This window comes from Pseudomonas sp. HP_12 (genome assembly GCF_055283955.1).
The window spans coordinates 150,074-174,934 of record NZ_JBTOQG010000023.1; the positions used below are offsets into that span (position 1 = coordinate 150,074).

Below are 24,861 nucleotides of genomic sequence, written 5' to 3' on the forward strand. Positions count from 1 at the left end.
TTCTCTGCCGATCTCCAACAGGATTACTCCTTTGCGCAATGCGCTGTTACATCCTCCTGCCCCCACGAGAATCCCATGACGACCAAGGCGCCGACGGCGAGCAGTTCCCGTTCCAATGCTTCGACTCCCCATGAAATTGACAAGCTGCTGATCGACGCGGAAGCGGATGACGAGCAAGTTCAGCAGCAACATCCTGTGCTCAAGCGCCCATGGTTCCTGTTGTTGGGCCTGGTGCTGGTGGCGCTGAACCTGCGTCCGGCGTTGTCGAGCATGGCGCCGTTGTTGAGCGAGGTGTCACGAAGCCTGGGGCTTTCTGCGGCCACGGCCGGCTTGCTGACCACGCTGCCGGTACTATGTCTGGGCCTGTTCGCGCCCCTTGCGCCGATCCTTGCGCGGCGTTTCGGCAGTGAGCGCGTGGTGCTTGGCATTCTTCTGACGCTGGCCTGCGGCATCATTCTGCGCAGCTCGCTCGGCGAGTTCGGTCTGTTTGCTGGCAGCATCATGGCCGGGGCCAGCATCGGCATCATCGGGGTGCTGCTGCCCGGCATCGTCAAACGCGATTTCGCGAAACAGGCCGGCGCCATGACGGGCGTTTACACCATGGCGCTGTGCCTGGGTGCTGCCGTTGCGGCGGGCTCAACGGTGCCGTTGAGCGAAGTGCTGGGTAGCGGCAACGGCAGCGACTGGACGCTTGGCCTCGGCTTCTGGATCGTCCCGGCGATTCTCGCCGCGATCTTCTGGTGGCCGCAGACGCGTCAGCGTCATGGTCAGCATCAGGTGGCTTATCGGGTGCGTGGTTTGCGCCGGGATCCTCTGGCCTGGCAAGTCACCCTTTATATGGGGCTGCAATCGTCGCTGGCCTACATCGTGTTCGGCTGGCTGCCGTCGATCCTCATCGGGCGAGGACTGACTGCCGTTGACGCCGGCCTGCTGTTGTCCGGTTCGATCATGGTGCAACTGGTCAGCTCGCTGACCGCGCCATGGCTCGCCACGCGGGGCAAGGATCAGCGCATCGCCATTGTGCTGGTGATGCTGCTCACACTGGCCGGTCTGTTCGGCTGTCTGTATGCACCGCTTGAGCAATTGTGGGCCTGGGCCATCGTGCTTGGGCTGGGCCAGGGCGGCACGTTCAGCCTGGCACTGACCCTGATCGTGTTGCGCTCGCGGGACTCCCACGTCGCCGCGAACCTGTCGAGCATGGCCCAGGGCTTCGGCTACACCCTGGCGTCGCTCGGGCCTTTCGCGGTGGGCGTCGTGCATGACTGGACCGGCAACTGGGACTCGGTCGGCTGGATCTTCGGCATCATCGGCGTCGCCGCGATCATCGCCGGTCTCGGCGCCGGGCGCGCGCTTTACGTGGGTGTCACGAGCGAGAAAGTCTGAGGGCTGACATTTAGCCTGCGAATGCCCGTGCAAACCACGGTGCGGCCGCTTATCGTGCAGGCATCCTATTTCCATGGACGGCGTTCCCATGAGCGAGACCTTTACCAGCGAACATAACAGCGCGCTGATCACGCGTTTCTACGAGGCGTTCAGCCGTCTGGATGCCGAGGCGATGGCCGCGTGCTACAGCGAAGACGTGGTGTTTTCCGACCCGGTGTTTGGCGAGTTGCACGGGCAGGACGCCAGCGATATGTGGCGCATGCTGACCTCCCGCGCCCGTGACTTCTCGGTGGTTTTCGATCAGGTCCGTGCCGATGCGACGACCGGCGCTGCACACTGGGTCGCGACCTACCTGTTCAGCCAGACCGGTCGTACGGTGGTCAACGACATTCAGGCGCGGTTTGTTTTTCGCGACGGCAAGATCTGCGAACACCACGATCAGTTCGATCTGTGGCGCTGGTCGCGTCAGGCGCTCGGCACAAAGGGCGTATTACTGGGCTGGACGCCGCTTGTGCAAAACGCCATCCGTGCGCAGGGCCAGAAAGGGCTGAAGGCTTTTCAGGCCAGTCGCTGACGCTTGATAGAATCCGTTCCCCTCGCTACTGGTCCACGGTCCCGCATGTCTGAAGCCGAAATCGCCACCGCACCTGTGCCCGAAGCCGTGCCGGTCAAATCCTGGTTCGTCTATCTGGTGCGCGCGGCCAACGGTTCGTTGTACTGCGGCATCAGCAATGACCCGCAGCGCCGATTCGCCCAGCACCAAAGCGGTAAAGGTGCGCGCTTCTTCAGCTCGAGCCCGGCGATGGCGCTGGTGTATGTGGAGGCCTGCCGCGACAAAGGCGACGCATTGCGGCAGGAGCGGTTGATCAAAAAGCTGCGCAAAAGCGCCAAGGAGTGCCTGGCCGCCGGCTACATCCAGCCGAGTGATGCCGCGCCATCACCCTGAGCGGGTATGCCGTGGGGCTTCGGGGGGATAAGCTGGTGGTTTCTCCCTGCGGATGGCCCGAAGCATGTCTGAGTTGATTCTTCACCACTATCCAACGTCCCTGTTCGCCGAAAAAGCCCGCCTGATGCTGGGCTTCAAAGGCCTGTCATGGCGCTCGGTCAACATCCCGTCGATCATGCCCAAGCCCGACCTCATGCCCCTTACCGGCGGCTATCGCAAAACCCCCGTCCTGCAAGCAGGCGCCGACATTTATTGCGACACCGCCTTGATCGCCCGGCGCCTGGAGCAGGAAAAATCGTCACCCACGTTTTATCCCGAAGGCCAGGAGTTCACAGCGGCGAGTCTCGCGGCGTGGGCGGATTCGGTGCTGTTCCTGCACGCGGTCAGCCTGGTGTTTCAACCGGCCTCCCTCGCTGTGCGGTTCGCCAAGGTTCCGCCTGAGGCTGTTAAGGCATTCGTTGCCGACCGCGCCACGTTCTTCGAGGGCGGCAGCGCCAATCGTGTGCCACTGGAAGTGGCGCAGCATCAATGGCCGACGCTGATGGCGCGTCTGGAAACCCAGCTTGAGCGCAACGGTGATTTCCTGTTGGGCGCGCCCTCGATTGCCGATTTCTCGGTGGCTCATACCCTGTGGTTCCTCAAACAAACCCCTGTCACGTCCCCGCTGGTCGATGCCTATCCGGCGGTGTTGAGCTGGTACGAGCGCGTTATTGCATTCGGTCATGGGGCACCAAGTGAATTGAGTTCGGGCGACGCGGTTGAAATCGCGCGTGCGGCTACCCCGAGGCCGGTGCCCGATGAAGATTTCACCGATCCCAATGGTTTTACCGTCGGCCAGCAGGTCACGGTGTCTGCCGTGGATTACGGCGTTAACGCAGTGGCGGGAGAGTTGGTATTCAGCGGCCGTGAAGAGATTATCCTGCGCCGCGAAGACGACCGCGCCGGCACAGTGCATGTGCACTTCCCGCGCTTCGGTTTTCAAATCAAGGCTGTTTAAACACCTCATGCGCAAATAAGCCCGGTGCAATGCCGGGCTTATCGCGATGCCTAATAATCGCTTTGTTTTAATTGCCTATTGATCTGGCTGGCCAGCGCGAAGTTGTCGTAACTGTCAGTTGTGACAGTTGTTAAAAAAGCCACGCGGTTTACTCTCCTCTTTCATCTAAATAACAAAGCTGTCCGGTCACGGAGAACGTTGGAGTCCCTGCGTGGCGCCAATTTTCTTCAATACCCGTGACATTGGACGCTTTATTTCCAGGGACAGGAGAAGACGTCATGGCCAACGCCAATGCGTTCGGGTTATCGCTACTTGTTGTTGCAATGCAATGCGCTGAGGTTTATGGGGCCAGTTGTGCTGATACGGCCAACGCGCTGAGACGTCAATATGACGATACGAGGGAAAACTGCGGCAAAGCCTCGTCATCTGCTTTTTTGTGCAACGGCGTTATCTTCAGAGCCACTATCCCATCGGACGACTACAACTCTTGGGATCCGAGCCCGGCTTCGGTCAAAAGCGGCGGTACGTCGTTCTCTTATCTGCGTAAGGACGCCAAGTTTTCCCGCCTCGTCCGCTATGAAAACAATGGCTACGTGCTCTTCCCGATCCAGGCTCTGCCGACGGGTAAAAGTCCCTATAACGTACTGTGTTCGTTCCCGATGGACGGCGGCACTGACTCGCGCATCGACAAAGGCTGCGGCACCTCCCCGGCAGCGACCGCTCAGGGCAAAGGCGCAGAGTGCTTTTCTCAAAAGATCGAGACCGGTCGCCAATGGGCAGAGCAGTACAAGACGCAGACCAAGGGTGATAACCGTAACGAGTGCGGGTTTGATGTGCGCGATCCGCTGGATCGTCACGCAACTGACAACTTCAATGCCAGTTTGAGCGCCATGCGCGAGATGGGGAAGACGTCATTCAATAAGCAGAATGAACTCAGGCTGGATACCTGGAGTGCCGAAACCCCTGATAAAAACTTGCCGATCCAGGCCTTTTTCTATTTGCCCGAACCTGCGGGCGGCAAAGATGATGCCCGATTCGATCAGCAGCGGTATTACTCGCAAACCGGTGTATGGGTGCCCATTATTGCAATGACACTCCCGGACTCTCCTTCAAAAGATGCATCGTTTGCCTGCAATGCCGATGATCAAGCTGTCTCCGAATCGGGCAAGACAATCAATCGCTATATCCAGTCCGCCACATGGGCGTTACGCCCTGACCCGGGCACGGGAGAAGAGGAGTGGTCACTGTCGGTCGTGCTAACCGAGTTGGGTAAGAAACAAACAGGCTCTTCAGGCTCTGACGCGGTGTATGCCGAACTGGTCCGGAAGTATAAAAACGATTTTCAGTGGAAACAAAATGATGGCGGTGGCATGCGTCGCCAGTTGGTGTGCCACTTCAGCATTGCGCGCAATAAGGATGAATTCAATCTGGAGCCGTTCCGCCCCGATCTCTCTGAAGAGAAGGCCGAGGCAGCGGGTTGCAATCCGGTTTGACCCTGTGCAGCCAAGTGTTTGGTATTACTTGAGTGCAGCGAGAATCTGCTCTTCGCTGAAGCCTCTGATCAGCGTGCCGTTTACGTCGATCAGAGGAATGCCGCGACCGCCGAGCGCTTCATAGGCCTTGCGGCCTGCAGCGTCTTTTTCGATATCGAACTCGGTGTAGCGAATGCCCTGGCTGTCGAGAAAACGCCGTGTCTGTTTGCAGTAGCCGCACCAGTCGGTGGCGTACAACGTCACCTTGGCGTTGGCCTGCGCGTGCTCCGATAAAGCTGAGGAGGGTTGAACCAGATTTTCGATCTTGCCCCAGTTCTGGTACACGACCACCACCAGCATGATGAGCAAGAACTTCTTCAGGGTACGAACGAACATTTGGGTCTCGGCTCCTCGGCAAGGCTTAGCGGCGTTTAAGCTGATCGGTCAACTGGGTCGGCAGTCCCTTGATGATCAGCGTGCCTTTCTCTTCGTCGTACTCGATCTTGTCGCCCAGCAGGTGCGCTTCAAAGCTGATCGACAGCCCTTCCGCACGGCCAGTGAACCGACGGAACTGACTCAGCGTGCGCTTATCCGCAGGAATCTCGGGCGACAGGCCGTAATCCTTGTTGCGGATGTGATCGTAGAAGGCCCGCGGGCGGTCCTCGTCGATCAGGCCGGACAGCTCTTCCAGAGCGATGGGCTCGCCCATTTTGCTCTGGCTGCTGGCGTAGTCGACCAGCGCCTTGGTCTTCTCGCGGGTCGATTCTTCTGGCAGGTCTTCGCTCTCGACGAAATCACTGAAGGCCTTGAGCAGGGTGCGGGTCTCGCCCGGTCCGTCGACGCCCTCCTGGCAGCCGATGAAGTCGCGGAAGTACTCGGAAACCTTCTTGCCGTTCTTGCCCTTGATGAATGAGATGTACTGCTTGGACGCCTTGTTGTTCTGCCACTCGGAAATGTTGATCCGGGCTGCAAGGTGCAGCTGACCCAGATCCAGATGCCGGGAGGGCGTCACGTCCAGCGCTTCGTTCACCGCCACGCCTTCGCTGTGGTGCAGCAGCGCGATCGCCAGGTATTCGGTCATGCCCTGCTGGTAGTGCGCAAACAGCACGTGGCCACCGACCGACAGGTTCGACTCTTCCATCAGCTTCTGCAGATGCTCGACCGCGATGCGGCTGAACTGGGTGAAATCCTTGCCCTGATCCAGGTATTCCTTCAGCCAGCCACTGAACGGGTGCGCGCCGGACTCGGCATGAAACAGCCCCCACGCTTTGCCTTGTTTGGCGTTATAGCTCTCGTTGAGGTCTGCCAGCATGTTCTCGATGGCTTGGGATTCGGCGAGTTCCGAGTCCCGGGCGTGGAGCACGGCGGGCGTGCCGTCAGGTTTTTTGTCGATCAGGTGGACGATGGCGTGACGGATCGGCATGGATTTCTCGGCTGCTGAAGGGTAACTGAACGGGACCAGACCAGGCCCGTGCGAAAGTCGGCAAGTGTACCGCAGACGGGGGGCGAAACGCTCTGGAAGGGCCGAAAACGCTGACCTCGGTCCATTAATATGACTTTTTTACGCCTCATGGGCGATAAAGCTGACCAAATGGGTAGGTAGGGGCGGATATTTGCGTTGCGCTGTGCTAGTTTTGCCCGGTCCTGAGCGCCCAAGCGCGCCAGGCGTGCAGTTTGTGGGCGTTCGGCCGAACCAAAGGCCGTTTACAGTATCTACATTTCGCGTCTGTACCACACTCTGCAAACCATTCGAATTTGATAGGGAAGGAACACCACCATGGCTCTGACTAAAGACCAATTGATCGCCGATATCGCAGAAGCTATCGACGCGCCTAAAACCACCGCGCGCAACGCTCTCGACCAATTGGGTCAAATCGTCGCTGACCAACTGGAAAACGGTAGTGAAATCACTCTGCCAGGCATCGGCAAACTGAAAGTCACCGAGCGTCCAGCACGCACCGGCCGCAACCCTTCGACTGGCGCAGCCATCGAAATCGCTGCCAAGAAAGTCGTCAAGTTCGTACCTGCCAAAGTGCTGACTGACTCGGTCAACAAGTAAGCGAAAACGCTGCTTGGTTGAGGAAACCGTGTGACGGAGCGATCCGGACACGGTTTTTTTGTGCCCGCTATTTCTTGAAGGGATTGCACCCGGCTGCTTTCGCCGCCGCTTCTGATACCACCGGACGAAAGGGTTCCAGGTTCCAGTCGGTGCGCTGCGGATAATTGCGCACGATGCAGGCGATCTGCTGCTTCATGCTGCCGATGTCTCTTTCTTCATTGCGCCACTGCGGGTCTGATCCGCGCAAGTCGTACAGCTCCTGATAAACCTCTTGCTGCTGACTGGCCTGTACTTTTTTGCCCAGTTCAGTCAGGACGACATTCAGCGTCCACTCCATTTTTCCCGTGCCTGGGTCCAGGCGCTGCTCCCAGTTGCTTCGTGCGATGTATTTCGCGGTCACGTTGCGGCTGAGGTTTAACGAAATCCCTTGATCAGCCGCGCTGTAAGTGAAGCGTTGCTCTGGCGGCCGGGTGAAATCGACGTTCAGAATGGGCACCGCGTAGCCCTGATCATAGAGTTTGCGCTGGAAGGTGCGCGCGTTGGCCAGGCCGTCCTGCTGTACCGCCGCTTTACCGTTGTCGCCTCGGACGGGGTAATTGAACGTGTTCTTGCCCTGGTAAATAAACGCATCGATGTCATCCATGATGTCGCTGCCGCCGGCGGCATTCTTGAGCATGAATTCGTTGAAGAAGTCCTTGCGCGAATAAGGGTCGGCGTTGGTGGTGGTCACTCGGGCTTCGTGGGCCTGAATCATCGCGTCCCACTGCGCAGGCACTTCGGCGTTCCATGAGCACTGTGTCGTCTGAATCGGTTGTCGGGCACCGCCCTGATATTTCTGTTTCCACTGCTCGGCCGTGTTGACGTTCTGATCGGCGCAGGTGCCGTAGGCCCATTGAGCGTTCTTGTTCGCCGTAGTGGGCCGGGAAGGGGGAACGAACGTCGCGTCGTTGAAGGGCCCGCAGCCGTACCACTTGCGATCCGGTCCGGTGTAACCGTCGAAGGTGTAAATGCAGGTCCAGCCCTCCTGCTTGACCGGGAGCTGCAGCGCGAGCCCGTCCGTTGGCGTCCTGAGGATGAAACCAGCGGGGTGAACAAGCACTGTTGTGCTTAGGTCCCGGCGTATCCAGGTGTAGGACGTTGCCCCGGTTTGCAGGGCGTAGGGACTGTAATCCCAGGGATTGAAGTTGCCGTCATTGACCATGCGCAACGTGATGCCGCTGCAGTAGTAATGGCCCCGGGCGGCGCCGGTGTCCGGCTCTTTGCACTGGTTGTCGATGCGGTTGTAACTGGCGTTGATGCGCCTGACCGTTTCGACCGGATCAAGGTTTGCCTTCAACCCAACTGCCAACGACGGGCAGCTCCAGACCATCAACAGGCAGATAACGCAGGCTAAGACGCGCATGGCTGACCTCCTTGTGCCGGGGCACGCAACGAGGATTCAGCTTATGAACGCGGGCGTTTGCCGTCTACTGACAGAAATGACACTTCCGTTGAGGCTCAGGGCTTGCGCGCGGTCCAGCGCTGTTCCCGCCAGGCTTGCTGACGAGCGCTGTCGTGGAACGTCCAGGCGACGAAGCGGCTCTGTTTCTGACCCTGGCCCATCTCCACCGTATGGCTCTCAACGGCACCGGCTTTTTTCAACGCGCTCTGGATCAGCGGCAGATTCGAAGCCTTGGACACCAGCGTGCTGAACCACAACACCTGCGCCGCCACCTGAGCACTTTCACTGATCAACTGCGTCACAAAGCGCGCCTCGCCACCTTCGCACCACAGCTCCGCAGCCTGGCCGCCGAAATTCAGTACCGGCAACTTGCGCTTGGGGTCGGCCTTGCCCAGGGCTCGCCATTTGCGCTGGCTGCCGCTTAACGCTTCCTCAGCCGAGGCGTGGAAGGGCGGGTTACATACGCTGATGTCGAAGCGCTCATCGGGCTGCAGCAGGTGGGTCAGGATGTGTTTAGGGTTGGTCTGCTCCCGGAAGCTGATGCTCTTGCTCAAGCCGTTGGCTTTGACGATGGTCGTCGCCGAGGCCAGGGCGATCTTGTCGATGTCCGAGCCCATGAACGACCAGCCGTATTCGCCCTGACCGATCAGCGGATAGATGCAGTTGGCGCCGGTGCCGATGTCCAGCGCTGTGACAGACGCGCCGCGCGGGATGACGCCGTCGTTGCGCTCTGCCAGCAGGTCGGCCAGAAAGTGCAGGTAGTCCGCACGCCCCGGGATTGGCGGGCAGAGGTAGTCCGCCGGAATATCCCAATGGGCGATGCCGTAGAACGCTTTGAGCAAGGCGCGGTTGAACACCCGCACCGCGGCCGGATTGGCGAAGTCGATGCTTTCCTTTCCATAGGGATTGAGGATCACGAACTTGCCCAGTTCGGGGCTGCTTTTGATCAGGCGCGGAAAGTCGTAATGGCCCTGATGGCGGTTGCGCGGGTGCAGGGTGGCTTTCTCACGCGGCGCGGCAGGCTTGGCCTGTTGAGCAGGTTTGGCTTTCTTGCGTGGGGTGTTGCGTTGGGGCTTGGGTGCGTCGGGGCTGATCATCGGTGATGCGATTCTCGTGAAAGCACAACCCCTGTAGACGTGAGCTTGCTCGCGATAACCGTGTGTCAGTCAACGGTTAGGTTGCTGATTTACCGCTATCGCGAGCACGCTCACGCCTACAGGGGTCATGGTCGTCAACCGGCCTGCGGTTCAGGCCGGCTGATTTGGTCGGATTACAAACTCGCGATCCGCGCGTGCTGCTCGGCCAGTTTCCCCAGCGCCTGTTCGGCTTCGGCCATCTTCGCGCGTTCCTTGGCGATCACCTCAGGCGGCGCCTTGTCGACGAACGCGGCATTGGACAGCTTGCCGCCAACCCGCTGCACTTCGCCCTGCAGACGCTGGATTTCCTTGTCCAGACGCGCCAGTTCGGCGTCCTTGTCGATCAGGCCGGCCATCGGCACCAGCACTTCCATCTCACCGACCAGCGCGGTCGCGGACAGCGGTGCTTCGGCGCCGGCTTCCAGCACGGTGAACGATTCAAGCTTGGCCAGCTTCTTCAGCAGGTGCTCGTTCTCGTTCAGGCGGCGCTGGTCTTCGGCGCTGACGTTTTTGAGGAACAACTGCAGCGGCTTGCCCGGGCCGATGTTCATTTCGCCACGGATGTTGCGCACGCCGAGCATCAGGCTTTTGAGCCATTCGATGTCGCCTTCGGCCGCGACGTCGATGCGCGCATCGTTCGCCACCGGCCACGGTTGCAGCATGATGGTCTTGCCTTCGATGCCGGCCAGCGGCGCAAGACGCTGCCAGATTTCTTCGGTGATGAAGGGCATGAACGGATGGGCCAGACGCAGTGCGACTTCCAGCACGCGCACCAGCGTGCGACGAGTGCCACGCTGACGTTCGATCGGCGCCGTCTCGTCCCACAGAACCGGCTTGGACAGCTCCAGGTACCAGTCGCAATACTGGTTCCAGATGAACTCGTACAGCGCCTGGGCCGCGAGGTCGAAACGGAATTGATCCAGCTGACGGGTCACTTCGGCTTCAGTGCGTTGCAGCTGCGAGATGATCCAGCGATCCGGCAGCGAGAGTTCGAACGCTTCGCCGTTCTGACCGCAGTCTTCGCCCTTGTCGAGCACGTACCGCGCGGCGTTCCAGATCTTGTTGCAGAAGTTGCGATAGCCTTCGACGCGACCCATGTCGAACTTGATGTCACGGCCGGTGGAGGCCAGCGAGCAGAAGGTGAAACGCAGGGCATCAGTACCGTAGCTGGCGATGCCGTCGGCGAACTCGTCGCGGGTCTGCTTCTCGATCTTTTTGGCCAACTTGGGCTGCATCATGCCGGAGGTGCGTTTCTGCACCAGGGCTTCAAGCTCGATGCCGTCGATGATGTCCAGCGGATCAAGGACGTTGCCCTTGGACTTGGACATCTTCTGGCCCTGACCATCACGCACAAGGCCGTGGACATAAACGGTCTTGAAGGGCACCTGCGCCGTACCGTCTTCGTTCTTCACCAGATGCATGGTGAGCATGATCATCCGGGCAACCCAGAAGAAAATGATGTCGAAGCCGGTGACCAGCACGTCGGTCGGGTGGAAGGTTTTCAGGAAGTCGGTCTGCTCCGGCCAGCCCAGGGTGGAGAAGGTCCACAGGCCGGAACTGAACCAGGTGTCGAGCACGTCGTTGTCTTGCTGCAGGGCAACGTCAGCACCCAGATTGTGCTTGGCGCGGACTTCGGCCTCGTCGCGGCCGACGTAAACCTTGCCGGACTCGTCGTACCAGGCCGGAATGCGGTGGCCCCACCAGAGTTGGCGGCTGATGCACCAGTCCTGAATGTCACGCATCCAGGAGAAGTACATGTTCTCGTACTGCTTGGGCACGAAGGCGATGCGGCCGTCTTCAACGGCGGCGATGGCCGGTTCAGCCAGCGGCTTGGTCGACACGTACCACTGATCCGTCAGCCACGGCTCGATGATGGTCCCGGAGCGGTCGCCCTTCGGTACTTTCAAACCGTGGTCGTCGACGCTGACCAGCAGCCCGGCGGCGTCGAACGCAGCCACGATCTGCTTGCGCGCTTCGAAGCGGTCGAGGCCGGCGTATTCGGCGGGGAGGGTGCCGTCTACGGTGTCGTTCAGCGTGCCGTCGAGGTTGAACACCTGGGCAGCGGGCAGCACGGCAGCGTTCTTGTCGAAGATGTTCAGCAGCGGCAGGTTGTGGCGCTTGCCGACGTCGTAGTCGTTGAAGTCGTGGGCCGGGGTGATCTTCACGCAGCCGGTGCCGAATTCAGGGTCGCAGTAGTCGTCCGCGATGATCGGGATGCGACGGCCTACCAGCGGCAGCTCGACGAATTTGCCGATCAGCGCCTTGTAGCGCTCGTCGTTCGGGTTCACAGCGACGGCGGCGTCGCCGAGCATGGTTTCCGGACGGGTCGTGGCGACGATCAGATAGTCCAGACCTTCAGCGGTCTTCGCGCCATCGGCCAGTGGGTAGCGCAGGTTCCACAGATGCCCCTTCTCGTCGTGGTTTTCCACTTCGAGGTCGGAGATCGCGGTGTGCAGCTTGGTGTCCCAGTTGACCAGACGTTTGCCACGGTAAATCAGGCCGTCTTCATGCAGTCGCACGAACGCCTCTTTAACCGCTTCGGACAAACCGTCGTCCATCGTGAAGCGCTCACGGTTCCAGTCGACCGACGAGCCCAGGCGACGGATCTGGCGGCTGATGTTGCCACCGGACAGATCCTTCCATTCCCAGACTTTTTCGAGAAATTTGTCGCGACCCAGATCGTGACGGCTCTGACCCAAGGCTTCGAGTTGGCGCTCCACCAGCATCTGCGTGGCGATACCGGCGTGGTCGGTGCCTGGCTGCCACAGGGTGTTGCGACCCTGCATGCGGCGGAAGCGGATCAGGGCGTCCATGATCGCGTTATTGAAACCGTGCCCCATGTGGAGGCTGCCGGTGACGTTCGGCGGCGGAATCATGATGGTGTACGAGTCGCCCGCGCCTTGCGGAGCGAAATAGTTTTCGGACTCCCAGGTCTGGTACCAGGAAGATTCGATGGCGTGCGGCTGGTAGGTCTTGTCCATGCGAGGCGGGAACCTGATCTGCTTTGAGTCGGAAAAGCCGACGAGTATAGCTTTTCAACGCGGCGTCAAGCTACAAGCGGTAGGTCGGGTGCTACGAGCGGTGATGCCCGGAATCATCGCGGGCATCTGTAGGACTGTGCTTGCGCACGTTCCCGGGTCGGGGCAGAAGACAGCTTTAGTTGTTGTATTGACTCAGCAGCCGTTCCATTCGCGCATCAAGGCGGCGTTTGATCTCGTTCTCGATGTGCGGGGCGAAATCGTCGATCACGTCTTGCATGATCAACTGCGCGGCGGCACGCAGCTCGGCGTCCAGATGCAGCAGCGCCTCTGCATTCGGTGCTTTGGCGCTCGACGCGCTCGATGCGTTGGCAGCTGGCGCGGGAGGTGTCGCCGCAACCGGCTCGGGGGTGAGCAGGGGAATATTGTCGATGTCGGCTTCGTGCTCATCGAGGGTCACGACCTGGCCGGTGACCACGTCGAACAGCAGCGGGATCTGCTCGTCGCTGTGCACGGACTCGGTCAGCAGAGGCGGCTGGGCCGGATCATCGCCCAACAGCTGGCGAATCGACTCGAGGTCATCCAGCAGGTGCGCTGAATCTTTCAGGTGTTTTGAATTATCCATCGTGTGCTCAAAGACGCTGCAGCCGGTGATCTTGCAGAGGATAGCCCTGTTCGCGGTAGAAGCGAAAACTCTCGCGCGCCGCGAGGCGGATGGCGGGATCCTCGACAACGATCTCGGCAACACGCGCGAATCGTTTGAAGAATTCCGGGATGCGCAGGTCAAGATTGACCAGCAAATCCTGATGTTGGCCGGGGTCGCTGCCGATACCCAGCGCCACGGGTGCGTCCTGGTCGTCTTCAACCGCGCCATGGGGAACGAACGCTTCCCCCCGGAAGCGCCACAGTCGGGCGTCCAGTTCCTCGCGTTGCCCGGCATCGCTGCAATGCAGGTACACCCGATGGCCGAGGCGCCAGGCCTTGTCCGTGAGTTTGCAGGCGAAGTCCAGGCGCGCGACGGGGTCGGCACTCGGCAGAATGTAGAAATCGACTTGGGTCATGGGTGATTCCAGGACGCTGGACGCGCCGACCGGGGAGGCGGGCGCGTTTGCAGCGGCTTAAACGCCAGCGCGGTCGATCAGGTACTGGGTCAGCAGCGGAACCGGACGGCCCGTGGCGCCTTTGTCCTTGCCGCCGCTCAGCCACGCCGTACCGGCGATGTCCAGGTGCGCCCACTCATAGGCCTTGGCAAAGCGCGAGAGGAAGCACGCTGCGGTGATGGTGCCGGCTTTCGGACCGCCGATGTTGGCGATGTCGGCAAATGGGCTGTCCAGTTGCTCCTGATACTCATCGAACAGCGGCAACTGCCAGGCGCGGTCGTCGGCGCGTTTGCCGGCTTCCAGCACTTGAGTGATCAACGCATCGCTGTTGCCCAGCAGGCCGGAGGTGTGACCGCCCAGCGCAACGACGCAAGCGCCGGTCAGCGTAGCGATGTCGATAACGGCCTGTGGCTTGAAGCGTTCGGCGTAGGTCAGCGCATCGCACAGCACCAAACGGCCTTCGGCGTCGGTGTTGAGGATCTCGACGGTCTGGCCGCTCATGGTCTTGACGATGTCACCCGGGCGCGTGGCGTTGCCGCTCGGCATGTTTTCAGCCGCCGCGACGATGCACACCAAGTTGATCGGCAGTTGCAGTTCAAGCACGGCGTTCAACGTGCCGAACACACTTGCGGCGCCGCACATGTCGAATTTCATTTCGTCCATGCCCAGGCCCGGCTTGAGGCTGATACCGCCGGTGTCGAAGGTGATGCCCTTGCCCACCAGCACGAATGGCTTTTCGCTTTTCTTGCCGTTGGAGTACTGCATGACGATCAGGCGTGGCGGCTGAGCGCTGCCTTGACCGACCGCCAGGAACGAACCCATGCCCAGCTTTTCGATATCTTTCTCATCGAAGACTTCGACTTTGAGGCCCTTGTTGGCTTTGCCCATCGCCTTGGCTTGCTCGCCCAGGTAGGTCGGGTGGCAGATGTTCGGCGGCATGTTGCCCAGGTCGCGGGTCACGGCCATGCCGGCAGCGATGGCCTGTGCGTGCTTGGCCGCGCGCTCGACGTCGGCGACGTTGGCCTTGGCGGTCAGCAGGGTGACTTTTTTCAGGGCGCGGGGATCGACTTTCTGGCTCTTGAAGCGATCAAAAACGTATTCGCCGTCGGCCAGGGATTCGACCAGCAGGCGATTCTTGCCATACACGTCGCGATTTTTGACGTTCAGTTGATCGAGGGCGAAGGCGGCATCAACGCCACCCAGGCTTTTCAGGGTGCTGAGCGCGCCGCTGATGATTTTGCGGAATTGGCGATCGTTCAGTTCCGGCTCTTTGCCCGAACCGACCAGCAACACGCGTTCGGCTTTCAGGTTGGGCAGGCTGTGCAGCAACAGGCTCTGGCCGATCTTGCCCGACAGGTCGCCGCGCTTGAGAACAGCGCTGATGGCGCCGCCGCTCAGGGTGTCGAGGGTGTTCGCGGTGTCGCTCAGCGTGCGGCCTTCACCGACGGCGACCACCAGTGTGGCGGTCTTCAAGGTTTCTGCACTGACGCTTTTAACAACCAATTCCATGTCGGGGTCCCCGAATAAACTGTGAGTTATCGCACTTGAGCACACGGCTCGGCAGCGGCGCAGAGGTATTTACACCGGCATGCCTGCGGCAAGGCCCGCAGTTTGACCCTGCGAGCCAATGGATGACAACCCCGTCCGGGTGCGCGCGTGTGCCGGTTGCAGAAGTATCCCGCGCGCGCAGTGACAGACACACCCAATCACAGGATAATGCCGCATATTTTTTTGGTGGTACGCCGTCGCGCGCATCATGGCTGATTCATTTCATTGTCATGCCGCCTTAGCGTGACAACCCTGGAGTGTCTGGTTTGATTGTCTTCCGTTACCTGTCCCGAGAAGTGCTGGTTACCCTGAGCGCTGTCAGTGCCGTGCTGCTGGTAATCATCATGAGTGGCCGCTTCATCAAATACCTGGCCCAGGCTGCATCGGGCGCACTCGATCCGGGTGTCCTGTTTCTGATCATGGGCTTCCGTCTGCCGGGCTTCCTGCAACTGATCCTTCCTCTGGGGTTGTTCCTCGGGATTCTCCTGGCCTATGGCCGGTTGTACCTCGAAAGCGAAATGACCGTGCTCGCCGCCACCGGTATGAGCCAGCAACGCCTGCTGCTGATTACCCTCGCGCCGGCTGCGCTGGTTTCATTGCTGGTGGCCTGGCTCAGCTTCAGCCTCGCCCCCCAGGGCGCGACCCAGTTCCAGTTGCTGATCAACAAGCAGGACGCGATGACCGAATTCGACACCCTGGTGCCGGGTCGTTTCCAGCTTCTGCGTGACGGCAGCCGGGTGACCTACACCGAGACCATGAGCGACGATCGCATCAACCTGGGCGGCGTGTTCATTTCCGAGAAGAAGCTCGACGAGAAGAAAGACCACGGCATCACCGTGCTGGTCGCGGAAAAAGGCCGGCAGGAAATCAAACCTGACGGCACGCGCTACCTGATTCTCGATAACGGCTATCGCTACGACGGCAACCCCGGCCAGGCCGATTACCGCGCGATCAAATACGACACCTACGGCGCTTTGCTGCCCAAGCCGGACATCAGCGATGAGGTCACTGACCGCGATGCCATCTCCACCAGCGAATTGCTGACCGGCGAAGACAGCCTGCGCAACCGGGCCGAGCTGCAGTGGCGGGTCTCGCTGCCGATTCTGGTGTTCATCGTGACGCTGATGGCGGTGCCGCTGGCACGGGTCAACCCGCGTCAGGGCCGCTTCCTCAAGCTCCTTCCGGCGATTCTTCTTTATATGGCCTATCTCACCATCCTCATCGCCGCGCGCGGTGCGCTGGAGAAGGGCAAGATCCCGATGGGCCTCGGCCTGTGGTGGGTGCATGCGCTGTTTCTGTCCATCGGACTGGGGTTGCTCTACTGGGAGCCTCTGCGTCTGAAGATCGCGAGTCGCCGCAGCGTGTCGGGGGTGGCTCATGGTTAAGCTCGATCGTTACATCGGCAAAAGCGTGTTCATGGCGATCCTCGCCGTATTGGGGATCATCCTCGGGCTCGCATCGCTGTTTGCCTTCATCGATGAAATGGCCGACATCAGCGATACCTACACCTTCTGGGACGCTGGCAGTTTTGTCGTGATGACGGCGCCGCGTCGCCTCTACGACATGCTGCCGATGGCCGCGCTGATCGGTTGCCTGATCGGTCTCGGCGCGCTGGCGAGCAGCAGCGAACTGACGATCATGCGTGCCGCCGGTGTGTCGATCGGCCGTATCGTCTGGGCGGTCATGAAACCCATGCTGGTGTTGATGGTGGCCGGGCTGTTGATCGGCGAGTACGTCGCGCCGGTGACCGAAGCCTCAGCCCAGGCCGCGCGCTCGCTGGCTCAAGGCACCGGCGACGCCCAGAGCGCCAAACACGGTCTGTGGCACCGTCAGGGTGAGGAGTTCATCCACATCAACACGGTGCAACCGAACGGCCTCCTGTATGGCGTGACCCGTTACCATTTCGACGACCAGCGCCACATGCTGACGTCGAGTTTTGCCAAGCAAGCCAACTTCAAGACCGATTACTGGTTGCTGAAGGACGTCACCACAACGGTCTTCCACGACGGTCGCACCGAAGTGGTCACCGCACCCGAAGAGCGCTGGAACGTCGCGTTGAGCCCGCAGTTGCTGAGCACGGTGGTGCTGCCGCCGGAGTCGCTGTCGATGACGGGCCTTTATGGTTACGCGCGTTATCTGGCCGATCAGGGGTTGAACAACGGTCGTTACTGGCTGGCGTTCTACACCAAGATTCTGCAGCCGCTGGTGACCGTGGCGCTGGTGCTGATGGCGATTTCCTTCATCTTCGGTCCGTTGCGCTCGGTGACGCTGGGGCAACGGGTGTTCACGGGCGTGCTCGTGGGCTTCACCTTCCGCATCGCTCAGGATCTGCTGGGCCCGTCGAGCCTTGTATTCGGCTTTTCGCCACTCTTCGCCGTGCTGGTGCCGGCGGGTGTGTGCGCACTGGCGGGGATCTGGTTGCTGCGCCGCGCGGGCTGATACTCACCGCGTTATAAAAAGCCGACCCCTGGGTCGGCTTTTTTGTGGGCGAGATGCAGAGGGTTCACTTCCTGGTGCGGGGCGCCCGCACCAGTTGCGTCTCGGAATACAGGTCATGCCAGCAGCGTTTCTGTTTGTCCAACAGGCTCCAGAAGAAACCCAGCCCGACACACAGCCATGATGCGATGGCGACGACGAAGCGCAGCAGCGCTTGCCACAGGCTGATGGCCGTTCCGTCGGCGTTCTGCACGCGTATTCCCCAGACCTGCATGCCCAGCGTCTGGCCCCCATGGGTCCAGAATTTGGCGAAGAAGCCGAACAGCGTCACCAGCAGAATCGAGGACAGCAGCGGGTCGGCGTCGAGCGCACCGGACTCGGAGAGCTGGCGCAGTCTGGCTTCGCCGATAAGGCCCATCCAGCCCAGCTTGTAGATAAACGTAGTGACCATCAGCAATGCCACGCACAGCAGCGCGTCGTAGCTGATCGCAGCCATGCGCCGGCCCAATCCAGCGGGGGGAAAGTCGCCCCGAGGGCGTAACATCTGCGCATCATCGTTAACTGAGGTCATGGCGGCGCTCATTCACACGGGAGCGGCAGTTTACGGAATCGCAGGCATAAAAAAGCCCCTGATGTTGGCCATCAGGGGCTTTTTGCGTCGGCTGATCAGGCTTCAGCTTGTACTTCGTCAGCCTGCATGCCTTTTTGGCCCTGCACTGCGACGAACGTCACTTTCTGGCCTTCTTTCAGGCTTTTGAAGCCGTTGCCCTGAATAGCGCGGAAGTGGACGAACAGATCCGGACCGCTTTCAGGAGTGATAAAACCAAAACCTTTTTCATCGTTAAACCACTTAACGGTGCCGCTCTGACGTGTAGACATTTTCTTATTCCTTGACGCATTAAATTAATGACAGCCTCTTTCACGGGAAAGAGTACTGGGCTGGTTGCAGGAAGAAGAAACGTAGAGCGGGATGTAGCATTGCTTTTGGCGCTACTGCCCGGGTCACGATCCCAGCGACCCATGCAAACACAGTCCGGGAAACTCTACGCTAACTCTCGTTGAAAAAACAAGCCCCGGCTGGGCCAGTGTTCATGGGGGTTTTCGGCTTTTTTGAAAACATTAACCACGTTCGCAAGATCGATAGTTTTTAATGTTTAGAGGCGTATCTAAGTTCAATATTTTGACAGTTTAACGGTTGTAAACATTGGCGCCCGACTGCGGCACTCGCACAGTTTTATGCACTGTTGCGGTGCCGCATTTTTTGACGATGTTACTTAGCCGCGGAAGTAACGTGGCGGAACGAAAGGAGTTTTCGTCACCTGCATCGGGACTTTCTTGCCGCGGACGATTGCCCACACCGGTGTTTCCAGCGCGGTGAAACTGGCGTCGACATAGCCCATCGCCAATGGCGCGCTCAGCGTCGGGCCAAAACCGCCGCTGCAGACAGTCCCGATGGTCTTTCCATCGGCATCGACGATTTCAGCGCCTTCTCGCACGGGTGTGCGTTCCTGTGGCAGCAGGCCGACACGTTTGCGCGCCGCACCGCTTTGGTGCTGGGCGAAGATCTTGTCAGCACCGGGGAAGCCGCCTGCACGTGCACCATCGGCACGACGAACCTTGGAAATCGCCCACAGCAGGCTGGCTTCGATCGGCGTGGTGTCGGTGTCCATATCATGGCCGTAGAGGCACAGCCCGGCTTCCAGTCGCAGCGAGTCGCGCGCGCCCAGGCCGATCGGCGCCACTTCTGGCTCCGCGAGCAGTCGACGTGCCACGGCTTCGGCCTGATCTGCCGGCACTGAAATCTCGTAGCCGTCTTCACCTGTGTAGCCCGAGCGGCTGACGTAGCAGTCGATGCCGTCGATCTTCGCCGAGGTGTACTGCATGAAGGTCATTTTTGCGACTTCCGGCGCCAGCCGCGCCAGTGCGGTGACGGCGTGCGGGCCTTGCAGCGCGAGCAATGCGCGTTCGTTGAACAGCGGCGTGATCTCGCACTGGCTACCGATGTGTTGCTGCAGGTGCGCCAGGTCTTGGTTCTTGCAGGCGGCGTTGACCACCAGCATGAGCTGATCGTTACCCAGATTGGCAACCATCAGGTCGTCGAGAATGCCGCCGTTCTCGTTGGTGAACATCGCGTAGCGCTGCATGCCGACCGGCAGATCGATGATGTCCACGGGCACCAGGGTTTCCAGCGCTTTCGCTGCGTTCGCGCCGGTCAACAGGATCTGACCCATGTGCGAAACGTCGAACAGGCCGGCCTGATCGCGGGTGTGCAGGTGTTCTTTCATGACGCCAGCGGGGTACTGAACGGGCATGTCGTAGCCGGCGAACTCGACCATCTTCGCGCCGAGTTCACGGTGCAGGGCATTGAGCGGGGTCTTCAGCAATTCGGTGGTCATGGGTCACTCCTTGAAAGCGGTTCCGGGTTCCCCGCGCAGGGCAGGGGACCCTATGAATTCGGGCTGATGTCAGCACTCGATGATGTTCACGGCCAGCCCGCCACGGGCTGTTTCCTTGTATTTGCTTTTCATGTCGGCGCCGGTCTGGCGCATGGTGCGGATCACTTTATCCAGCGAGACAAAGTGCTGGCCGTCGCCGCGCAAGGCCATGCGCACCGCGTTGATGGCCTTCACCGAGCCCATGGCGTTGCGCTCGATGCATGGCACTTGAACGAGGCCGCCAATCGGGTCGCAGGTCAGGCCGAGGTTGTGTTCCATGCCGATTTCAGCGGCGTTTTCCACCTGTTGAACGTTGCCGCCCAAGACTTCGCACAGGGCGCCAGCCGCCATGGAACAGGCCACGCCGACTTCGCCCTGACAGCCGACTTCGGCGCCGGAGATCGACGCGTTCTCTTTGTAGAGAATGCCGATGGCCGCAGCCGTGAGCAGGAAACGCACGACGCCGTCCTCGTTCGCCCCGGTGATGAAACGCATGTAGTAATGCAGCACCGCCGGGATGATCCCGGCCGCGCCGTTGGTGGGCGCGGTGACTACACGGCCGCCGTTGGCGTTTTCTTCGTTGACCGCCAGCGCGTACAGGTTGACCCAGTCGAGCACCGACAACGCATCGCGCAGCGCGGCTTCCGGGTTTTTGCACAGCTGGCGATGCAGCGCCGCCGCACGCCGTTTGACCTTCAGGCCACCCGGCAAAATGCCTTCGTTGCGGCAACCCGCCTCGACGCAGTCCTGCATGACCTGCCAGATGTGCAACAGGCCCTGACGGGTTTCGGCTTCGGGGCGCCACGCGGCTTCATTCGCCAGCATGATCTGGCTGATGGAAAGACCGCTGGCAGTGCAATGCACCATCAGGTCACGTGCAGTTTTGAAGGGATACACCAGCGGCGTCTGGTCTTCCACGATGCGATCCGCGCCAGCCGCGTCCTCATCCACCACGAAGCCGCCGCCGACGGAGTAATACTCGCGGCTGCGGACCTGTATGCCGGAGGCATCGAAGGCACGGAAAATCATGCCATTGGGGTGGTAGGCCAAGGGCTTGCGAATCATCGCCAAGTGATGCTTTTCGATGAATTCGATACTGTGCTGGCCGAGCAGGTTCAGGCGCTCGCTGCTGCGAATCTGCTGCAGGCGCGCCGCAACGGTTTCGGTATCGACGGTGTCCGGGTGCTCACCTTCAAGGCCCAGTAACACGGCCTTGTCGCTGCCGTGGCCTTTGCCGGTGGCACCGAGTGAGCCGTAAAGCTCGACTTTGACGCAGATGATGGTTTCCAGCAGGCCATCGCGCTGCAAGCCTTCGGCAAAACGCGCCGCGGCTCGCATCGGGCCCACCGTATGAGAGCTGGAGGGACCAATGCCGATCTTGAACAGGTCAAATACGCTCAGCGACATGATGGGATTCCGAAAGGTGAAGCAATAGCAAGCAGCAGGCTACAAGCCGCAAGCGAAACCTCATCGGCTTTCACGTGCGGCTCGCGGCCAGGCTCTTGTGGTTTTTTAAGCGTAGTCTTCGATCGACGGGCAGGCGCAGACCAGGTTGCGGTCGCCGAACACGTTGTCGACGCGACCGACCGGCGGCCAGTATTTGCCTTCGATCAACGACGCCACAGGGTAGACGGCCTGCTCGCGGCTGTACGGATGGCTCCATTCGCCCACCAGTTCAGCGGCGGTGTGCGGCGCGTTTTTCAGTGGGTTGTCGTCCTTGTCCAGCACGCCGCTTTCGACCGCGCGGATTTCTTCGCGGATCTTGATCATCGCGTCGCAGAAGCGGTCCAGCTCCTCTTTCGATTCGCTTTCGGTCGGCTCGATCATCAACGTACCCGCGACCGGGAAGGACATGGTCGGGGCGTGGAAACCGAAGTCGATCAGGCGCTTGGCAACGTCATCAACGCTGATGCCGCTGGTTTCCTTCAGTGGGCGCAGGTCGAGAATGCATTCGTGGGCGACCAGGCCGTTGCTGCCGGTGTAGAGCACGGGGTAGTGCTCTTCCAGACGACGGGAAATGTAGTTGGCGTTGAGGATCGCCAGTTGCGAAGCGCGCTTGAGGCCTTCGCCGCCCATCATGCGGATGTACATCCAGGTGATCGGCAAGATACTCGCGCTGCCGAACGGCGCCGCGCAGACCGCGCCTTCCTTGCGCTCCATCTTCGCGTGACCCGGCATGAACGCCGCCAGGTGCGATTTCACGCCGATCGGGCCAACGCCCGGGCCGCCGCCGCCATGGGGGATGCAGAAGGTTTTGTGCAGATTCAGGTGAGACACGTCGCCGCCGAACTTGCCCGGTGCGCAGAGGCCGACCATGGCGTTCATGTTGGCGCCGTCGATGTACACCTGGCCGCCGTTGTCATGAACGATGCCGCAGATTTCGCGGATGCCTTCTTCGAACACGCCGTGGGTCGACGGGTAGGTGATCATCAGTGCCGCGAGGTGTTCGCGGTGCTCGATAGCCTTGGCGCGCAGGTCTTCGATGTCGACGTTGCCGCGGGCGTCGCAAGCGGTCACGACCACGCGCATGCCGGCCATGTTGGCGGTTGCCGGGTTGGTGCCGTGGGCCGAGGACGGAATCAGGCAGATGTCGCGACGCTCATCGCCACGGCTCTGGTGGTAAGCACGGATCGCCAGCAGACCGGCGTACTCGCCCTGGGAGCCAGCGTTTGGCTGCAGAGAGATCGCGTCATAACCGGTGGCGGCGCAGAGCATCGCTTCCAGTTCGTCGGTCAGTTGCTGATAACCGGCGCTTTGCTCGGCCGGGGCGAAGGGGTGCAGGTTGCCGAATTCGGCCCAGGTCACCGGGATCATTTCGCTGGCGGCGTTGAGCTTCATGGTGCACGAGCCCAGCGGGATCATCGTGCGGTCCAGTGCCAGATCCTTGTCCGCCAGACGACGCAGGTAGCGCATCAGCTCGGTTTCGGAGTGGTAGCGATTGAACACAGGATGGCTGAGGATCGCCGACTGGCGCTTAAGCTCTGCAGGCAGGCGCGCTTCCACGCTGTCTGCCAGCGCGGCGAAGTCAGGCAGGGCCCGGCCTTCAGCAGCGAAGAGAGACCACAGCACTTCGACGTCGGCTGGCTTGGTGGTTTCGTCGAGCGAAACGCCCAGACGCTCGGCGTCTACTTCACGCAGGTTGATTTCGTGGGCGCGTGCCTTGGCGTGCAGATCGGCCGTTTTCGCGCCGGTGTTCAGGGTGATGCTGTCGAAGAAGAACGACTGCTCGGCCTTCAAGCCCAGCTGATTCAAGCCCTCGGCGAAAATCGCGGTCAGGTGATGCACGCGGTTGGCGATGCGGGTCAGGCCGCGCGGGCCGTGGTAAACGGCGTACATGCTGGCGATGTTGGCGAGCAGCACCTGCGCGGTGCAGATGTTGCTGGTGGCCTTCTCGCGACGAATGTGTTGCTCGCGGGTTTGCATGGCCAGACGCAGGGCGGTCTTGCCGAAGCGGTCAATGGACACACCGACCAGCCGGCCGGGCATGTCGCGCTTGTAGGCGTCACGGGTAGAGAAATAGGCCGCGTGCGGGCCGCCGAAACCCAGTGGCACGCCGAAGCGCTGCGCACTGCCGATGGCCACGTCAGCGCCAAATTCGCCGGGCGGGGTGAGCAGGGTCAGGGCCAGCAGATCCGCTGCCACGGCGACCAGGGCATTGGCGGCATGAAAGCGCTCGACCAGTTCGCGGTAGTCGAACACGTCGCCATTGCTGGCCGGGTATTGCAGCAGCGCGCCGAAGAACTCGCTGACGTCGGTGAGTTGAGCTTCGTCCGCGACAACCACTTCAATGCCCAGCGGCTCGGCGCGGGTTTGCAGCACGTCGAGGGTCTGCGGGTGGCAGTGGGCGGAGGCGAAGAACTTGTTGCTGCTCTTGTTCTTGCTCAGGCGTTTGCAGAAGGTCATGGCTTCGGCAGCGGCGGTGGCTTCGTCGAGCAGAGAGGCATTGGCGATCGGCAGGCCGGTCAGGTCACTGATCAGGGTCTGGAAGTTCAGCAGCGACTCCAGACGGCCTTGGGAAATCTCCGGCTGATACGGCGTGTAAGCGGTGTACCAGGCCGGGTTTTCCAGCAGATTGCGCAGGATCGGCGCTGGCGTGTGGGTGTTGTAGTAACCCTGGCCGATGTACGTTTTGAACAGCTGATTCTTGCCGGCGATGGCTTTGATGTCGGCCAGCGCATCGGCTTCGCTTTGCCCGGCGGACAAGCCGAGAACGCTGGTGCCTTTGATGGATTCAGGGATGACGCTGGCGGTCAGCGCGTCGAGGGAGTCATAGCCCAAGGTGGTGAGCATGGCTTTTTCATCAGCGGCACGCGGGCCGATGTGGCGGGCGATGAACTCGTTGGCGGTGCTCAGTTCAATACGGTCAGTCATTGCGCGCTCCTCAGGCTTCGGCGTTGGCTTTGATCAGACGATCATAGGCGTCTTGGGTCAGCAGTTGGCCGACAGCATCGGGATTGGAGGGAATAAAGCGAAAGAACCAGCCCTGGCCCAGCGGGTCTTTGTTGACCAACTCCGGGTTGGCATCCAGCGCGGAGTTGGTTTCGACGACTTCGCCATCAAGGGGCATGTACACGCCGCTGGCGGCTTTGACCGATTCGACGGTGGCGGCTTCGTTGCCTTTGTCGTAGGACTGCAGCTCCGGCAGTTGCACGAAAACCACGTCACCCAGTGCGTCCTGCGCAAAGGCGGTGATGCCGACTGTGACGCTGCCGTCAGCTTCGGCGCGCAGCCACTCGTGGTCTTCGGTAAAGCGCAACTCGCTCATGAAATCTCCCCAGATGATAAATCGCCCGTTATGCCCGGGCGTGATGGGGTGAGTGCATAGCAAGTTTGCGGCCAAAGTGGGGAAGGGGGCGTAAACGTTGGGCTCGGGCCTTGGCTATGGTTTTTCGAGGGGCAGGTGCTGGAACGAAATCGATACGGAGTATAG

Annotated in this window: 22 protein-coding genes; 8 read left to right on the forward strand and 14 right to left on the reverse strand. The window is 60.7% G+C overall.

Features of this window, described 5'->3' with window-relative positions:
* Window positions 1-75: 75 nt before the first annotated feature.
* The 5 genes from ACYASU_RS15970 (at window position 76) to ACYASU_RS15990 (ending at window position 4,819) form a co-directional block, all read left to right on the forward strand.
* Window positions 76-1,383 (forward strand): CynX/NimT family MFS transporter, encoded by a 1,308-nt coding sequence (locus ACYASU_RS15970; RefSeq protein ID WP_463583358.1) that lies wholly within the window; start codon window positions 76-78, stop codon window positions 1,381-1,383.
* A gap of 88 nt (window positions 1,384-1,471) precedes the next feature.
* A complete protein-coding gene (locus ACYASU_RS15975) occupies window positions 1,472-1,957 on the forward strand; it encodes a nuclear transport factor 2 family protein (RefSeq protein WP_463583359.1) in 486 nt (161 codons plus the stop codon).
* Between the two features lie 45 nt (window positions 1,958-2,002).
* Complete coding sequence (locus tag ACYASU_RS15980) at window positions 2,003-2,329, forward strand: GIY-YIG nuclease family protein (protein ID WP_192171821.1); 327 nt, start codon at window positions 2,003-2,005, stop codon at window positions 2,327-2,329.
* Between the two features lie 64 nt (window positions 2,330-2,393).
* On the forward strand, window positions 2,394-3,326 hold the full coding sequence (locus ACYASU_RS15985) for a glutathione S-transferase family protein (protein WP_463583360.1): 933 nt from the start codon (window positions 2,394-2,396) through the stop codon (window positions 3,324-3,326).
* 278 nt (window positions 3,327-3,604) lie between these two features.
* Complete coding sequence (locus ACYASU_RS15990; protein WP_463583361.1) at window positions 3,605-4,819, forward strand: DUF2599 domain-containing protein; 1,215 nt, start codon at window positions 3,605-3,607, stop codon at window positions 4,817-4,819.
* A 24-nt stretch (window positions 4,820-4,843) separates the two neighbouring features.
* Here ACYASU_RS15990 and ACYASU_RS15995 read toward each other — a convergent pair whose 3' ends face one another.
* Window positions 4,844-5,194, reverse strand: a complete 351-nt coding sequence (locus ACYASU_RS15995; RefSeq protein WP_463583362.1) for a glutaredoxin family protein — start codon at window positions 5,192-5,194, stop codon at window positions 4,844-4,846.
* 25 nt (window positions 5,195-5,219) lie between these two features.
* Window positions 5,220-6,221 carry a nucleoid-associated protein YejK gene (gene yejK, locus ACYASU_RS16000; protein ID WP_074884246.1) on the reverse strand — a complete coding sequence of 334 codons (1,002 nt, stop codon included), beginning with the start codon at window positions 6,219-6,221 and terminating at the stop codon, window positions 5,220-5,222.
* 354 nt (window positions 6,222-6,575) lie between these two features.
* On the opposite strand from yejK, the gene ACYASU_RS16005 reads away from it, so the two are divergent.
* Window positions 6,576-6,857 carry an HU family DNA-binding protein gene (locus tag ACYASU_RS16005; protein WP_037014905.1) on the forward strand — a complete coding sequence of 94 codons (282 nt, stop codon included), beginning with the start codon at window positions 6,576-6,578 and terminating at the stop codon, window positions 6,855-6,857.
* 67 nt (window positions 6,858-6,924) lie between these two features.
* Here the strand turns inward: ACYASU_RS16005 and ACYASU_RS16010 are convergent, their stop codons facing one another.
* From ACYASU_RS16010 to ACYASU_RS16035, 6 genes are all read right to left on the reverse strand, one after another.
* Window positions 6,925-8,259 carry a DUF2599 domain-containing protein gene (locus tag ACYASU_RS16010; RefSeq protein ID WP_463583363.1) on the reverse strand — a complete coding sequence of 445 codons (1,335 nt, stop codon included), beginning with the start codon at window positions 8,257-8,259 and terminating at the stop codon, window positions 6,925-6,927.
* Window positions 8,260-8,354: 95 nt separating this feature from the next.
* Window positions 8,355-9,395, reverse strand: a complete 1,041-nt coding sequence (gene rlmF, locus ACYASU_RS16015; protein WP_463583364.1) for a 23S rRNA (adenine(1618)-N(6))-methyltransferase RlmF — start codon at window positions 9,393-9,395, stop codon at window positions 8,355-8,357.
* 173 nt (window positions 9,396-9,568) lie between these two features.
* A complete protein-coding gene (locus ACYASU_RS16020) occupies window positions 9,569-12,415 on the reverse strand; it encodes a valine--tRNA ligase (RefSeq protein WP_463583365.1) in 2,847 nt (948 codons plus the stop codon).
* A gap of 175 nt (window positions 12,416-12,590) precedes the next feature.
* Window positions 12,591-13,037: a DNA polymerase III subunit chi gene (locus ACYASU_RS16025; protein ID WP_463583366.1), complete on the reverse strand. Its 447-nt coding sequence runs from the start codon at window positions 13,035-13,037 to the stop codon at window positions 12,591-12,593.
* Window positions 13,038-13,044: 7 nt separating this feature from the next.
* A complete protein-coding gene (locus ACYASU_RS16030; RefSeq protein WP_074884259.1) occupies window positions 13,045-13,473 on the reverse strand; it encodes a DNA polymerase III subunit chi in 429 nt (142 codons plus the stop codon).
* Window positions 13,474-13,530: 57 nt separating this feature from the next.
* On the reverse strand, window positions 13,531-15,021 hold the full coding sequence (locus ACYASU_RS16035; RefSeq protein WP_282369593.1) for a leucyl aminopeptidase: 1,491 nt from the start codon (window positions 15,019-15,021) through the stop codon (window positions 13,531-13,533).
* Between the two features lie 305 nt (window positions 15,022-15,326).
* Between ACYASU_RS16035 and lptF the strand changes: the two genes are divergently transcribed.
* Entirely contained in the window at window positions 15,327-16,445 is a 1,119-nt protein-coding gene (gene lptF, locus ACYASU_RS16040) for an LPS export ABC transporter permease LptF (RefSeq protein WP_192171813.1), read from the forward strand.
* A complete protein-coding gene (gene lptG / locus ACYASU_RS16045; RefSeq protein WP_192171812.1) occupies window positions 16,438-17,499 on the forward strand; it encodes an LPS export ABC transporter permease LptG in 1,062 nt (353 codons plus the stop codon). The genes lptF and lptG overlap by 8 nt, the downstream gene beginning before the upstream one ends.
* 64 nt (window positions 17,500-17,563) lie before the next feature.
* On the opposite strand, the gene ACYASU_RS16050 is transcribed toward lptG, so the two are convergent.
* From ACYASU_RS16050 to gcvH, 6 genes are all read right to left on the reverse strand, one after another.
* Window positions 17,564-18,067, reverse strand: a complete 504-nt coding sequence (locus ACYASU_RS16050; protein WP_463583367.1) for an RDD family protein — start codon at window positions 18,065-18,067, stop codon at window positions 17,564-17,566.
* A gap of 95 nt (window positions 18,068-18,162) precedes the next feature.
* The gene (locus tag ACYASU_RS16055) at window positions 18,163-18,375 is read right to left on the reverse strand and encodes a cold-shock protein (RefSeq protein ID WP_003227496.1); all 213 of its coding nucleotides are present in this window, start codon (window positions 18,373-18,375) and stop codon (window positions 18,163-18,165) included.
* A 395-nt stretch (window positions 18,376-18,770) separates the two neighbouring features.
* The gene (gene gcvT, locus ACYASU_RS16060; protein WP_463583368.1) at window positions 18,771-19,892 is read right to left on the reverse strand and encodes a glycine cleavage system aminomethyltransferase GcvT; all 1,122 of its coding nucleotides are present in this window, start codon (window positions 19,890-19,892) and stop codon (window positions 18,771-18,773) included.
* Between the two features lie 69 nt (window positions 19,893-19,961).
* A complete protein-coding gene (locus ACYASU_RS16065) occupies window positions 19,962-21,338 on the reverse strand; it encodes an L-serine ammonia-lyase (protein ID WP_192171809.1) in 1,377 nt (458 codons plus the stop codon).
* Between the two features lie 105 nt (window positions 21,339-21,443).
* The gene (gcvP, locus tag ACYASU_RS16070) at window positions 21,444-24,302 is read right to left on the reverse strand and encodes an aminomethyl-transferring glycine dehydrogenase (RefSeq protein WP_463583369.1); all 2,859 of its coding nucleotides are present in this window, start codon (window positions 24,300-24,302) and stop codon (window positions 21,444-21,446) included.
* Window positions 24,303-24,312: 10 nt separating this feature from the next.
* Window positions 24,313-24,696, reverse strand: a complete 384-nt coding sequence (gcvH, locus tag ACYASU_RS16075; protein ID WP_192171807.1) for a glycine cleavage system protein GcvH — start codon at window positions 24,694-24,696, stop codon at window positions 24,313-24,315.
* Window positions 24,697-24,861 lie beyond the last annotated feature (165 nt).

Excerpts from the sequence above, each read along its gene's own strand:
- ACYASU_RS15975 (WP_463583359.1), top strand. The coding sequence starts at position 1,472 with ATGAGCGAGACCTTTACCAGCGAACATAACAGCGCGCTGATCACGCGT.
- ACYASU_RS15995 (WP_463583362.1), bottom strand. The coding sequence starts at position 5,194 with ATGTTCGTTCGTACCCTGAAGAAGTTCTTGCTCATCATGCTGGTGGTG.
- ACYASU_RS16035 (WP_282369593.1), bottom strand. The coding sequence starts at position 15,021 with ATGGAATTGGTTGTTAAAAGCGTCAGTGCAGAAACCTTGAAGACCGCC.
- yejK (WP_074884246.1), bottom strand. The coding sequence starts at position 6,221 with ATGCCGATCCGTCACGCCATCGTCCACCTGATCGACAAAAAACCTGAC.
- rlmF (WP_463583364.1), bottom strand. The coding sequence starts at position 9,395 with ATGATCAGCCCCGACGCACCCAAGCCCCAACGCAACACCCCACGCAAG.
- lptG (WP_192171812.1), top strand. The coding sequence starts at position 16,438 with ATGGTTAAGCTCGATCGTTACATCGGCAAAAGCGTGTTCATGGCGATC.
- ACYASU_RS15970 (WP_463583358.1), top strand. The coding sequence starts at position 76 with ATGACGACCAAGGCGCCGACGGCGAGCAGTTCCCGTTCCAATGCTTCG.
- ACYASU_RS16065 (WP_192171809.1), bottom strand. The coding sequence starts at position 21,338 with ATGTCGCTGAGCGTATTTGACCTGTTCAAGATCGGCATTGGTCCCTCC.
- ACYASU_RS16010 (WP_463583363.1), bottom strand. The coding sequence starts at position 8,259 with ATGCGCGTCTTAGCCTGCGTTATCTGCCTGTTGATGGTCTGGAGCTGC.
- ACYASU_RS16050 (WP_463583367.1), bottom strand. The coding sequence starts at position 18,067 with ATGACCTCAGTTAACGATGATGCGCAGATGTTACGCCCTCGGGGCGAC.
- ACYASU_RS16030 (WP_074884259.1), bottom strand. The coding sequence starts at position 13,473 with ATGACCCAAGTCGATTTCTACATTCTGCCGAGTGCCGACCCCGTCGCG.
- ACYASU_RS16005 (WP_037014905.1), top strand. The coding sequence starts at position 6,576 with ATGGCTCTGACTAAAGACCAATTGATCGCCGATATCGCAGAAGCTATC.
- ACYASU_RS15980 (WP_192171821.1), top strand. The coding sequence starts at position 2,003 with ATGTCTGAAGCCGAAATCGCCACCGCACCTGTGCCCGAAGCCGTGCCG.
- ACYASU_RS16055 (WP_003227496.1), bottom strand. The coding sequence starts at position 18,375 with ATGTCTACACGTCAGAGCGGCACCGTTAAGTGGTTTAACGATGAAAAA.
- ACYASU_RS16020 (WP_463583365.1), bottom strand. The coding sequence starts at position 12,415 with ATGGACAAGACCTACCAGCCGCACGCCATCGAATCTTCCTGGTACCAG.
- gcvT (WP_463583368.1), bottom strand. The coding sequence starts at position 19,892 with ATGACCACCGAATTGCTGAAGACCCCGCTCAATGCCCTGCACCGTGAA.
- gcvP (WP_463583369.1), bottom strand. The coding sequence starts at position 24,302 with ATGACTGACCGTATTGAACTGAGCACCGCCAACGAGTTCATCGCCCGC.
- ACYASU_RS15985 (WP_463583360.1), top strand. The coding sequence starts at position 2,394 with ATGTCTGAGTTGATTCTTCACCACTATCCAACGTCCCTGTTCGCCGAA.
- ACYASU_RS15990 (WP_463583361.1), top strand. The coding sequence starts at position 3,605 with ATGGCCAACGCCAATGCGTTCGGGTTATCGCTACTTGTTGTTGCAATG.
- ACYASU_RS16025 (WP_463583366.1), bottom strand. The coding sequence starts at position 13,037 with ATGGATAATTCAAAACACCTGAAAGATTCAGCGCACCTGCTGGATGAC.
- gcvH (WP_192171807.1), bottom strand. The coding sequence starts at position 24,696 with ATGAGCGAGTTGCGCTTTACCGAAGACCACGAGTGGCTGCGCGCCGAA.